Source organism: Sanguibacter gelidistatuariae (assembly GCF_900096585.1).
Classification (GTDB): domain Bacteria; phylum Actinomycetota; class Actinomycetes; order Actinomycetales; family Cellulomonadaceae; genus Sanguibacter; species Sanguibacter gelidistatuariae.
Window position 1 is genome coordinate 429,214 of record NZ_FMYH01000002.1, and the last position, 11,844, is coordinate 441,057.

General features: G+C 71.2%; 9 protein-coding genes. 4 read left to right on the forward strand and 5 right to left on the reverse strand.

What is annotated here, in order from left to right:
- Positions 1–94: 94 nt before the first annotated feature.
- The 5 genes from cobA to BLQ50_RS06820 all read right to left on the reverse strand — a co-directional run bounded on the left by cobA (position 95) and on the right by BLQ50_RS06820 (position 6,249).
- The gene (gene cobA / locus BLQ50_RS06800; protein WP_093182282.1) at positions 95–1,372 is read right to left on the reverse strand and encodes a uroporphyrinogen-III C-methyltransferase; all 1,278 of its coding nucleotides are present in this window, start codon (positions 1,370–1,372) and stop codon (positions 95–97) included.
- Positions 1,373–1,389: 17 nt separating this feature from the next.
- Entirely contained in the window at positions 1,390–2,730 is a 1,341-nt protein-coding gene (locus BLQ50_RS06805) for a sulfate adenylyltransferase subunit 1 (RefSeq protein ID WP_093182284.1), read from the reverse strand.
- Positions 2,730–3,692: a sulfate adenylyltransferase subunit CysD gene (cysD, locus tag BLQ50_RS06810; RefSeq protein ID WP_093182285.1), complete on the reverse strand. Its 963-nt coding sequence runs from the start codon at positions 3,690–3,692 to the stop codon at positions 2,730–2,732. The genes BLQ50_RS06805 and cysD overlap by 1 nt, the downstream gene beginning before the upstream one ends.
- A complete protein-coding gene (locus BLQ50_RS06815) occupies positions 3,689–4,378 on the reverse strand; it encodes a phosphoadenylyl-sulfate reductase (protein WP_245700969.1) in 690 nt (229 codons plus the stop codon). The genes cysD and BLQ50_RS06815 overlap by 4 nt, the downstream gene beginning before the upstream one ends.
- A gap of 149 nt (positions 4,379–4,527) precedes the next feature.
- Positions 4,528–6,249 carry a nitrite/sulfite reductase gene (locus BLQ50_RS06820; RefSeq protein WP_093182287.1) on the reverse strand — a complete coding sequence of 574 codons (1,722 nt, stop codon included), beginning with the start codon at positions 6,247–6,249 and terminating at the stop codon, positions 4,528–4,530.
- A 376-nt stretch (positions 6,250–6,625) separates the two neighbouring features.
- Between BLQ50_RS06820 and BLQ50_RS06825 the strand changes: the two genes are divergently transcribed.
- The 4 genes from BLQ50_RS06825 (at position 6,626) to pcrA (ending at position 11,832) form a co-directional block, all read left to right on the forward strand.
- Positions 6,626–6,976, forward strand: a complete 351-nt coding sequence (locus tag BLQ50_RS06825) for a hypothetical protein (RefSeq protein ID WP_093182289.1) — start codon at positions 6,626–6,628, stop codon at positions 6,974–6,976.
- A gap of 24 nt (positions 6,977–7,000) precedes the next feature.
- Complete coding sequence (locus BLQ50_RS06830; RefSeq protein ID WP_093182290.1) at positions 7,001–7,483, forward strand: DUF456 domain-containing protein; 483 nt, start codon at positions 7,001–7,003, stop codon at positions 7,481–7,483.
- A gap of 97 nt (positions 7,484–7,580) precedes the next feature.
- A complete protein-coding gene (locus BLQ50_RS06835) occupies positions 7,581–9,134 on the forward strand; it encodes a methyl-accepting chemotaxis protein (protein WP_245700935.1) in 1,554 nt (517 codons plus the stop codon).
- A gap of 70 nt (positions 9,135–9,204) precedes the next feature.
- On the forward strand, positions 9,205–11,832 hold the full coding sequence (gene pcrA / locus BLQ50_RS06840) for a DNA helicase PcrA (RefSeq protein ID WP_093182293.1): 2,628 nt from the start codon (positions 9,205–9,207) through the stop codon (positions 11,830–11,832).
- Positions 11,833–11,844: the final 12 nt, after the last annotated feature.

An 11,844-nucleotide genomic window follows, 5' to 3' on the forward strand; every position in this document is an offset into this window, starting at 1 on the left:
TCCGGCATCAATAGCCCCCTGAGACAACCGTATCGAGCAGAACCACGAACGACAGTGCCACGACGGAGTGATCCTGGCGGCCACGCGCAGCGCCCTACTTGACCCACTCCGGCGCGCGCCGCACGACGTCCCCGATGACCGTGATCGCCGGCGGGCGGACGCCCGCCTCGACCGCGCGGGCGGCGATGGTCGCCAGGGTGCCGACCGTGGTGCGCTGGCGCGGGCCGTAGCCGTCCTCGATGATCGCGGCCGGCGTCTCGGGGTCGCGGCCGTTGGCGAGCAGGCCGGCGGTGGTCAGCGGCAGGTGTGCGACGCCCATGAGCAGGACGACGGTGTGGTCGCTCGCGGCCGGCACGCGGCCGACGTCCTCGTGGCCGGTGAGGATCGTGAACCCGCGGGACAGCCCGCGGTGGGTCACGGGGATCCCGGCGGCGGCGGGCACCGAGATGGCGCTCGTCACGCCGGGCACGACCTCGACGGGGATTCCAGCCGCGACGCACGCGTCGAGCTCCTCGCCGCCGCGGCCGAACACGTAGGGGTCCCCGCCCTTGAGACGCACGACGGCGTAGCCCGCCAGGGCGCGCTCGACGAGGATCGCGTTGATCTCGTCCTGGGGGATCGGGTGGTGCCCGGACGTCTTGCCGACGTCGATGATCTCGACGTCCGCAGGCAGCTCGTCGAGGATCGCCCGTGGCGCCAGCCGGTCGATGACGACGACGTCGGCCGCGGTGATGAGGTTGCGTCCCCGGACGGTGAGCAGGTCGAGCGCGCCCGGCCCGCCGCCGACCAGGGCGACCGAACCGGTCCTCATCCTGCTCGCGCCGCCCCCAGCAGGACCGTCGCTGCGCGGCGGCGTAGCGCGCACCGGGAGCGTCCCGGTGCGCAGGCTCGCCTCGATCGCGTCCCGGACACGGATGGACCGGCGCGGGTTGCGGTCGCTGACCGACGCCGACGTCACGGACACGACCGAGTCGCCGACCCGGGCCACAGCGGGCACCCAGGCGGTTGCGCCCTCGCCGTCGCCGGCGGCCACGCAGAACGTCTGCTGGGCCTCGGCGTCCGCGCTGACCTGCGCGTCGACCGCCGGGTCGCCCGTGGCGACGTGCACCAGCCAGGCGCCGGCGAGGTCCCCGTGGGCATACTCCCGCCGCTGCTCCCACGCGACAGCGCCCGAGGCGACCAGCGTCGCCAAGGCCGAGCACGCGCCGGGAGCCACAAGAAACAGGCGAGCACCGGCGTCGGCCAGGGTCTGGGCGCGGCGGGCGGAGACGGGGCCTCCGCCGACGAGCACGACCCGGCGGCCGGTGACGCGGAGCCCGAGCGGGAGGATGTCGACGGAGAGCGCGGGGGAGAGCGAGGGCGAGAAGGTCACGAGCCAGACTCTAACGGTCAGATCGTGTACTGGACCGGGCGGTCCTCGGGGTTGCGGGCGGCGGAGAGCGCGTCGCCGACCATGCCGGCCGCGAGCGTGCCGCCGTCGGCCGCGTCGATGAGCAGGAACGCCCCGGTGCGCCGGGAGACGAGGTACTCCTCCGCCGCGATCGGGGACGCCAGGCGCAGCGTGACTCGCCCGATGTCGTTGAGCTCGAGCCGCTCGGCGGGCTCGAGGGTCGCGGAGTCGAGGTCGAGCTTGCCGACCACGTCCCGCACGACCGCCTGCACGGTCTTGGTCGTGTGCTTGAGCAGCACCCGGGACCCGGGCAGCAGCGGGCGCTCGGCCAGCCACGCCACGGTGCCCACGACGTCCTGGGTGACCTCGGGCGCGTCGGTCGCCGTGGCGATCAGGTCGCCGCGGGTCACGTCGATCTCGTCGCTCAGGCGCAGCGTGACCGACTGCGGCGCGAAGGCCTCGGCCAGCTCGCCGTCGGCCGTGTCGATGCCCTCGATCGTCGAACGCTTGCCCGAGGGCAGCACGACGACCTGGTCGCCGACGCGCACGACGCCGGCCGCGATCTGCCCGGCGTAGCCGCGGTAGTCCGTGTACCGCGGGTCGCGCGCCGCGCCCTGGGGGCGGATGACCGTCTGGACCGGGAAGCGGAAGGACTCCGCGCTCGGCTCGTCGGCCTGGGGCAGCTCCTCGAGCAGCTCGAGCAGGCTCGGGCCGTCGTACCACGGAGTCTTCTCGGACCGGTCGACGATGTTGGCGCCCTCGAGCGCGGACACCGGGATGGTCACGAGGTTGGCCACGCCGAGGTCGGCGCCGGCCGTGCTGATCTGCGCGGCGAGCTCGCGGTAGCGCGCCTCGTCGTAGTCGACCAGGTCGATCTTGTTGACCGCGACGATCACGTGGGCGACGCGCAGCAGGCTGGCAACCGCGAGGTGGCGCCGGGTCTGCTCGAGCAGACCCTTACGAGCATCGATGAGCAGCACGACGACGTCAGCCGTGGAGGCCCCGGTGACCGTGTTGCGGGTGTACTGCACGTGACCGGGGCAGTCCGCGAGGATGAAGGAGCGCTTCGCCGTGGCGAAGTACCGGTAGGCGACGTCGATCGTGATGCCCTGCTCCCGCTCGGCGCGCAGGCCGTCGGTGAGCAGCGCGAGGTCGGGGGCGTTGAGGCCGCGGTCGCGGGAGACCCGCTCGACGGCGTCGAGCTGGTCGGCCAGGACGGACTTGGAGTCGTAGAGCAGGCGGCCCACGAGGGTGGACTTGCCGTCGTCGACGGATCCGGCCGTAGCCAGGCGCAAGAGCGTGGACTGCCTGGCGGGAGTGACGGGTGCGAGAGTGCTCATCAGAAGTACCCAACCTTCTTGCGGTCTTCCATGGCGGCCTCAGAGATGCGGTCGTCGGCGCGGGTCGCGCCGCGCTCGGTGATGCGGGTCGCGGCGACCTCGGTGATGACAGCCGCGACGTCGGCGGCGTCGGACTCGACCGCGCCGGTGCACGACATGTCGCCCACCGTGCGGTAGCGCACCTGCTCGGTGATGACGGCTTCGCCCTCGCGGGGCTGGGAGTAGGGCCCGACGGTGAGCAGCATGCCGTCGCGCTCGAAGACCTCGCGCTGGTGGGCGTAGTACAGCGAGGGGAGTTCGATGTTCTCGCGCTCGATGTAGCGCCAGATGTCCAGCTCGGTCCAGTTGCTCAGCGGGAAGGCACGCACGTGCTCACCCGGACGGTGGCGGCCGTTGTACAGGTTCCACAGCTCGGGGCGCTGGTTGCGCGGGTCCCACTGGCCGAACTCGTCGCGCAGGGAGAGCACGCGCTCCTTGGCGCGGGCCTTCTCCTCGTCGCGGCGGGCCCCGCCGAACAGCGCGTCGAACTTGTGGGCGGCGATCGCGTCGAGCAGCGGCTGGGTCTGCAGCGGGTTGCGCGTCCCGTCGGCGCGCTCGCTGAGCCGGCCGTCGTCGAGGTAGTCCTGGACGGAGGCGACCTCGAGGCGGGCGCCGAGGCGGGCGACCGTGGCATCGCGGAAGGCGAGCACCTCGGGGAAGTTGTGCCCGGTGTCCACGTGCAGCAGCGGGAAGGGCACGGGCGCGGGCCAGAACGCCTTCTCGGCGAGGTGCAGCATGACGACGGAGTCCTTGCCGCCGCTGAACAGCAGCGCGGGACGCTCGAACTCGGCCACCACCTCACGGATGATGTGGATGCCCTCGCTCTCCAGGGACTCGAGCTGACTGAGTCGGCGCTCGGGTGCGGCTGCTTCGGCAGCGGCCACGGCGGTGGCGGCAGTGGTAGTGACGTCGGTGACAGTCATACGTGGAGCCCACATTCGGTCTTGTCGAGTCCGGACCAGCGTCCGGAGCGGGGGTCTTCGCCGGGGGCGACGCGCTTGGTGCAGGGTGCGCAGCCGATCGACGGGTAGCCGTCGTTCAGCAGCGGGTTGAGGATCACCTGGTGCTGAGCCGCGTAGGCGAGCAGGTCATCGAAGGTCCAGGCCGCGAAGGGGTTGATCTTCACGAGGCCGTTCTTCCCGTCCCAGGTGACCAGGGGAGTCGTGGTACGGGTGGGCGCCTCGTCGCGGCGCACGCCGGTGACCCACAGCTCGTAGCCGGCGAGGGTCCGCTGCAGGGGCTCCACCTTGCGCATGGCGCAGCACGCGGCCGCGTCGCGGGAGAAGAGGTCCTTGCCATGGACGGCATCTTGCTCGGAGACGGTGAGCCGGGGCAGCACGTCGACGATGGTCACGTCCATCTGCTGGGCGACGGCGTCCCGGGTGCCGATCGTCTCGGCGAAGTGGTACCCGGTCTCCAGGAACAGCACGTCCACCCAGGGGGCGGCCGCGGCGACCAGGTGCGGGAGCACGGCGTCGGCCATCGAGCAGGCGACGGCGATCGAGTGGCCGAACTCGCGGGCGGCCCACGCCACGACCTGCTCGGCCGTGGCCTCGTCGGGGGCGCCCAGGCCGGACCCGTGCAGCTCGGCCGCGCCGCGCTCGACGATCTCCTGGAGCTCGGCGTCGCTGCGCTTGGGGCGGGCGTTCGCCGCACGGTCGGCAGTGTGGGCGTCCCGTGATGCGGTGCGCGACGCCGTGCGCGCCTTGGCAGCGGCGCGCAGCGAGGCGAGCGGGTCGGTGCTGATCGGGGTGGTGCTCACAGGAGCGCCTCCTCGTCCGCGGTCGCGGCCCACTCCGCGAAGGACTCCTCGCCGGCGCGCTCGGACTCGAAGCGGCGCACGACGCGCTCGACGTAGTCGGGCAGATTTGCAGTCGTGACCTTGAGCCCGCGGACCGTCCGCCCCATGCCGGCCTCGGTGCGGTCCTGGTTGGCCAGCCCGCCGCCCAGGTGCACCTGGAAGCCCGGCTCCTGCTCGCCGTCGTCGTTCATGACGAGCTGGCCCTTGAGGCCGATGTCCGCGGTCTGGATGCGGGCGCAGGAGTTGGGGCAGCCGTTGATGTGCAACGTGATCGGCTTGAGCCGGGTGATGTCGCCGAGGCGCTCCTCGAGCGTGTCGATGGCGACCTTCGCGGTCTCCTTCGTCTCCACGATCGCGAGCTTGCAGTACTCGATGCCGGTGCAGGCGATCGTCGAGCGGCGGAAGTTGCTCGGCTCGGCCTCCAGGCCCAGGGCGCGCAGGCTGGTCACGACGCCGGCGACCTCGGCCGGGGGCACGTCGAGGACAAGGAGCTTCTGGTGCGGGGTGAGCCGGACGCGCTCGGAGCCGACCGACTCGGCGAGGTCGGCGACCGCGGCCAGGGTCGAGCCCGAGACCCGGCCGACGTAGGGCGCCGCGCCGACGTAGAAGTTCCCGTCCTTCTGCTCGTGCACGCCGACGTGGTCGCCGGGGCTCGTGGGGCGCGGGGCGGGCGGGCCGTCGGGGAGCTTGTACCCGAGGTACTCGTCCTCGAGGATCTGGCGGAACTTCGCAGGTCCCCAGTCCGCCAGCAGGAACTTCAGGCGGGCCTTGTTGCGCAGCCGGCGGTAGCCGTAGTCGCGGAATATGCGCACGACGCCGTGCCAGACGTCAGGCGCCTGCTCGGCCGTGACGAAGGCGCCGAGGCGCTCGCCGAGGCGGGGGTTGGCGCTCAGTCCGCCGGCGACCCACAGGTCGAAGCCGATGCCGAGGTCGGGGTGGGTCAGGGCGACCAGGCCGATGTCGTTGATCTCGTGGACGACGTCCTGACTGGGGTGGCCGGTCACGGCGGTCTTGAACTTGCGGGGGAGGTTGGCGAGCTCGGGGATGCCGATGTACTTCTCGGTGATCGCGTCGATGATCGGCGTCGGGTCGATCAGCTCGTCCTTGGCGATGCCGGCGACAGGGCTGCCGAGCACGACGCGGGGAACGTCGCCGCAGGCCTCGGTGGTCTGCAGGTTCACGGCCTCGAGGCGGCGCCAGATCTCCGGGACGTCCTCGACCTCGATCCAGTGCAGCTGGATGTTCTGGCGGTCGGTGATGTCCGCGGTGTCGCGGCCGAACTCGGTCGAGATCTCGGCGATGACGCGCAGCTGCTCGGTGGTCAGGCCGCCGCCGTCGATGCGCACCCGGAGCATGAAGTAGCGGTCCTCGAGCTCGTGCGGCTCGAGCTGGGCGGTACGCCCGCCGTCGATCCCGGGCTTGCGCTGGGTGTACAGGCCCCACCAGCGGAAGCGGCCGTGCAGGTCGTCATCGGTGATCGAGTCGAAACCGTCGCGGGAGTAGATCGTCTCGATGCGCTCGCGGACGGAGAGCCCACCGTCCTCCTGCTTCCACTTCTCGTTGCCGTTGAGCGGCTCCTTGCCGTCCACGGCCCACTGGCCGTTGGGGCGGGCGGCGCGCGCGGGGCGGGCCGGGGCTGGAGTGGCGAGCTCGGCCGTGGGGGCGGTCGACGGCGACATGATGACTTCCTCGGGATCGTCGTGGGCGCGAGGGTCGCCGGGAGGTCAGCGGAAGCGACCGGAGGGGCGGGGGAACCTCACGCGCCCTGGTCTGTGGTGCCCAGCGGGATGGAATCCGGGAGGGCAGGTTCAGGCGCGAATCAACAACAGCAACAACAGGTGCTGCTGGGGGCGCACGTCGTCAGGGCGCGACGGGAGGTCGCTTCCTGGGTGCTCCGAGCCGTGGTCATGTCGACGACGGTACGTGCCAATTCGGGCGCCTGTCGAGGGTGTCCGCATGTTGGTCCCGTGTGTCGAAATCTGAGATGGGCGTTTTCCCTGGTCGCGCCACGCCGGTCTGGTTGTCGACCCGGTGTCACAAAACTACGATGCAGGCATGGAATTCCTCTATCACGTGTTCACGGTCCTGCACTTCGTCGGCTGGGCCATCGTCCTGGGCGGCTACTTCGTCTCGATGCGGACGCCGGGCCTGAACAAGGGCGTGTTCCACGGCGCCGCGACGGCCGCCGTCTCGGGCATCCTCATGGTCGGCGTGGCCGAGATGGGCGGCCTGTGGGACGACGGCGGACCGTCGATGGGCAAGATCGGCGTGAAGCTTGTCATCGCGGTCATCATCGCGATCCTTGCCTTCCTCGCGGTGAAGAAGGGCGACAAGGTCACCCCTGCGCTCAAGCACTCGATCGGCGCGCTGACGCTGGTCAACATCATCGTCGCGGTGTTCGTCTGAGCAGGTCCGGCTAGTCTGTCCGGCGTGAGCGCAGCCCAGGAGATCGTCGTCGGCGTCGTCATCCTCCTGGGGATCGTCGGCGGCACCACCCAGCTCGTTCCGGGCGGGCTGATCGTCCTCGGCGCGATCCTCGTCTGGACCCTCATGACCGGGGGAGCGCTCGCCTGGCTCGTCCTCGCCTTCGCGGTGGTCGCGATCGTGGGCTCCGGCGTCGTCAAGTACGTCTTCGCCGGGCGGCACATGAACCGCGCCGAGGTGCCCGCCTCGACCCTCGTCGTCGGCATGGTCGCCGGTGTCGTCGGGTTCTTCGTCATCCCGGTCGTCGGGCTGTTCGTGGGCTTCGTCGGCGGCATCTATGTGTGCGAGCTGTCCCGGCGCCGCGACCACGCGCTTGCCTGGACGGCGACCAGGGCGGCGCTCGCGGCCACCGGTCTGACGATCCTCGTCGAGCTCGCGGGATCGCTCGTGGCGGGCGGCACCTGGCTGCTGGCGGTCGTGCTCGGCTGAGACACTCATGACCCTCGCGCGGTGGCCGATAGAGGACTCAACGTCCCTGCGACTTCTGCGAGTGCCAATGCTGTCACGCCTGAGCTCCACGTCCATCATGACCCGCCTGGTCGTCATCGTCGCCGTCTCCGCCCTGGGGATGGCCCTTCTTGCGGTCATCGCCTCGAGCGTGGCGCGCGACCGAATCATGACCGAACGGCAGGCGGCGACCCGGGCCGTCGTGGAGACCGCCGCCGGGATCGTCTCCTTCTACGGTGACCAGGCGTCCTCGGGGGAGATGACCACGACCGAAGCCCAGACCGCGGCCATCGCCGCAGTCGGCGCGCTGCGGTACGCGGGCGCGGAGTACTTCTGGATCAACGACGAGACGCCGGCGATGATCATGCATCCGATCAAGCCCGAGATGGACGGGACCGACCTGTCCGCGAACGCCGACCCCGACGGCAAGCTGCTCTTCGTGGAGATGGTCCGGGTGGTCCAGGCGGACGGGGCCGGATTTGTCGACTACCAGTGGCCAAAGCCGGGCTCCGACTCGCCCCAGCCGAAGATCTCCTACGTCCAGGGCTACGAGCCGTGGGGATGGGTCATCGGCTCCGGCGTCTACGTCGACGGCGTGCAGGGCGCAGCGCTGGCCGACGCGGGGAAAGTGCTGCTCGCCGCGGCGGGGCTGACGCTGCTCAGCGCGGGTGTCGGCGTCGTCATCGCCCGCTCGATCGTGCGGCCGATCCGCCGCGCCGCCCAGGTCCTCGCCTCGGGCGACCTGCACGTGCGCCTTGACCCCGGTCGCGGGAAGACCGAGCTCGAGCATCTTGCGGAGGCGCTCAACGCGACGCTCGACAGATCCTCCTCGATCGCCCAAGAGGTCTCGACGGTCGCCGCGCACCTGGAGTCCGCCGCCTCCCAGCTGCTGCGCAGCGGGGACGAGATGACCGTGGCCTCCCGGGTCACGGCCGAGCAGACCTCGCAGGTGACCGACTCGGCCATGGGCGTCAGTGCCGGGATCGACTCCGTGGCCGCCGGCACGCACCAGATGGGCGCCTCGATCTCGGAGATCGCCCGCAACGCCAACCTCGTGGCGAAGATCGCCTCGGACGCGGTGACCGCGGCCGAGGCCACGAACCGCACGGTGACCGAGCTGGGGGAGTCCTCCGCGCAGATCAGCACGGTCGTCAAGGTCATCACGTCGATCGCCGCGCAGACGAACCTGCTCGCCCTCAACGCCACGATCGAGGCGGCTCGGGCCGGAGACGCCGGCAAGGGCTTCGCGGTCGTGGCGAGCGAGGTCAAGGAGCTGGCCCAGGAGACGGCTCGCGCGACCGGTGGGATCTCCACGCGGGTCGACGCGATCCAGGCTGCCGTCGAGCAGGCCGCGGGGGAGATCACCCAGATCTCTTCGATCATCGGCCAGATCAACGACCTCCAGGTGACGATCGCCGGGGCGGTCGAGGAGCAGACGGCGACGACGTCGGCCATGGCGCAGACGGTCTCCTCGGTCGCCGACGGCGGCCGCAGCATCGCGGAGTCCCTGCGCGGGATCCAGGAGTCCTCCCAGACGACCTCCGGCGAGATCGACGCGATCCGCTCGGCGGCCTCCGAGCTCGCGGCCACGTCGCGCCAGCTGCAGTCGACGGTGACCGCCTTCTCGTCGTGAGCACGTCCCCGCCGTCGTACCGGCCCGTCTGGGTCTGGCTGTCGGTGGGGACGCTTAGGCTGGGTGGGCTATGACTTCTCTCTTTGATCACCTCCCCGGTTTTGACGGCCTGCCGGGCGCGCCTGCGCCCGCGAGCGCTGCGCTGCCCGACGACGCCCCCGCCCCCGGCCCCGCGGCGTCGGCCTTCGCGCGGGTCGCCGCCTCCCACCCCCAGGACTGGGAGGCGGAGGCGGAACAGGCCCGTGCCGCCTCCGCGGCCACGGCCGACGCACTGCTCGAGGGCCTCAACCCCCAGCAGCGCGAGGCCGTCATGCACTCGGGCGGCCCGCTGCTCATCGTGGCGGGCGCGGGCTCGGGCAAGACCCGTGTGCTGACCCATCGCGTGGCGTACCTGCTGGCTACCCACCGGGCCCGACCGAGCGACATCCTCGCGATCACCTTCACGAACAAGGCCGCCGCAGAGATGCGCGAACGCGTCGCTGCGCTCGTGGGACCGGCCGCGGGACGGATGTGGGTCTCGACCTTCCACTCCGCCTGCGTGCGGATCCTGCGCCGGGAGGCGACCGCCCTCGGGCTGCGGCAGTCCTTCTCGATCTACGACTCCGCGGACTCCCAGCGGCTGCTCACCATGGTGCTGCGCGAGCTCGACGTCGACCCCAAGAAGTACCCGGTCAAGCAGCTTGCGCACAAGATCTCCGCGCTCAAGGACGAGCTCGTGGGACCCGAGCGGTACGCGCTCGAGTCCGGGGCCTCCGACCCGTCCGGGAATGCGGCGAACGAGTTCGACCAGATGCTGGCGTCCGTGTACTCCCGGTACCAGGCCCGGCTGCGTCAGGCCCATGCCCTCGACTTCGACGACCTCATCATGAGCACGGTGCGCCTGCTCCAGGAGCACCCGGCGGTCGCCGAGCACTACCGCCGCCGGTTCCGGCACGTCCTCGTCGACGAGTACCAGGACACCAACCACGCCCAGTACACCCTCGTGCGCGAGCTCGCCGGGGTGAGTGCGGGCGGGGCGAGCGCGCTCGCCCCCGGCGAGCTCACCGTCGTCGGCGACTCCGACCAGTCCATCTACGCATTCCGGGGCGCGACGATCCGCAACATCCTCGAGTTCGAGGTCGACTACCCCGACGCCCGCACCATCCTGCTCGAGCAGAACTACCGCTCGACCCAGAACATCCTCTCCGCGGCCAACGCCGTCATCTCCCGCAACACCGACCGCCTGCCCAAGCGGCTGTGGACGGACGCGGGGGCCGGGACGAAGATCATCGGCTACGTCGCCGACAACGAGCACGAAGAGGCGCGGTTCATCGCCCAGGAGATCGACCGCCTCGGTGACAACGAGCAGGTCCGCCCCGGCGACGTGGCGATCTTCTACCGCACCAACGCCCAGTCCCGGGCGCTCGAGGAGGTGCTCATCCGGGTCGGCCTGCCCTACAAGGTGGTCGGCGGCACCCGCTTCTACGAGCGCCGCGAGATCAAGGACGTCATCGCCTACCTGCGGGCCGTCGCCAACCCCGACGACGACGTCAACATGCGCCGCATCCTCAACGTGCCCAAGCGCGGGCTGGGGGACCGCGCCGAGGCGATGGTCGTCGCCCAGGCCGAGCGCAACCGGTCTTCCTTCAACGAGGCCCTCGACCACCTCGAAGAGATCCCCGGTCTGACCACCCGTGCGCTCAACCCGCTCAAGGCCTTCCGCGCGCTCATGGATGCCTTGCGCGTGCTCGCCGAGAAGGGCGCCGGCCCGGCCGAGATCCTCGGCGAGGTGCTCGACCGCACCGGCTACCTTGCCGAGCTGCGCGCGAGCGACGACCCCCAGGACGAGTCCCGGGTCGAGAACCTCGCCGAGCTGCACGCGGTCGCGAGCGAGTTCGAGGAGTCCGAGCCAGAGGGCACCCTCGCGGACTTCCTCGAGCGCGTCTCCCTCGTCGCCGACTCCGACCAGATCCCCAGCGCCGACGACGCCGGCCACGAGGGCGCCCCGGTGATCGATCCTGGAGTCGTGACTCTGATGACCCTGCACACCGCCAAGGGGTTGGAGTTCCCGGTCGTCTTCCTCACCGGCATGGAGGACGGCACCTTCCCGCACATGCGCTCACTGCACGACGACGTCGAGCTCGCCGAGGAGCGGCGCCTCGCCTACGTGGGCATCACCCGGGCGCGCGAGCGGCTCTACGTCTCCCGCTCGGCGGTCCGCTCGGCCTGGGGGATGGCGAACGAGTTCCCGGCCAGCCGCTTCCTCGACGAGATCCCCGAGGAGCTGTGGGACTGGCGCCGGCGTGAGTCGTCCATGTCCACGCTGCGCGGACCGGGCGGGTACACCGGCGGCTACGGCCAGGGAGGCTACGGCTCGGGCAACCGGCGCAAGTCCTCCGAGGACGACGACTTCGCCCCGCCGATCGGCTCGGGCGGCTACCGCAGCGAACGCGGCTCCCGGTCCGGCGGCTCGTCCGGCGCCGGGTCGTGGAAGAAGCCCGCCGAGCCGGCGAGCCCGAGCTTCGGCTCGGGCGGCGGCAAGGCTGAGGGCGACATCCCGTCGCTGTCGGTCGGGGACCGGGTCACCCACGACTCCTTCGGCCTGGGGACCGTGGTCTCGGTCGAGGGATCCGGGGCGAAGGCCGTCGCGAAGATCGACTTCGGGGCGGACGGCACCAAGCGGCTGCTGCTGCGTTTCGCCCCGGTCACCAAGCTGTGATGACACCAACTG

What these genes read in the sequence shown, in the direction of transcription:
- BLQ50_RS06805 (WP_093182284.1), bottom strand. Translation starts at nt 2,730, where the DNA reads ATGAGCACTCTCGCACCCGTCACTCCCGCCAGGCAGTCCACGCTCTTG.
- cysD (WP_093182285.1), bottom strand. Translation starts at nt 3,692, where the DNA reads ATGACTGTCACCGACGTCACTACCACTGCCGCCACCGCCGTGGCCGCT.
- BLQ50_RS06820 (WP_093182287.1), bottom strand. Translation starts at nt 6,249, where the DNA reads ATGTCGCCGTCGACCGCCCCCACGGCCGAGCTCGCCACTCCAGCCCCG.
- BLQ50_RS06825 (WP_093182289.1), top strand. Translation starts at nt 6,626, where the DNA reads ATGGAATTCCTCTATCACGTGTTCACGGTCCTGCACTTCGTCGGCTGG.
- BLQ50_RS06835 (WP_245700935.1), top strand. Translation starts at nt 7,581, where the DNA reads ATGACCCGCCTGGTCGTCATCGTCGCCGTCTCCGCCCTGGGGATGGCC.
- pcrA (WP_093182293.1), top strand. Translation starts at nt 9,205, where the DNA reads ATGACTTCTCTCTTTGATCACCTCCCCGGTTTTGACGGCCTGCCGGGC.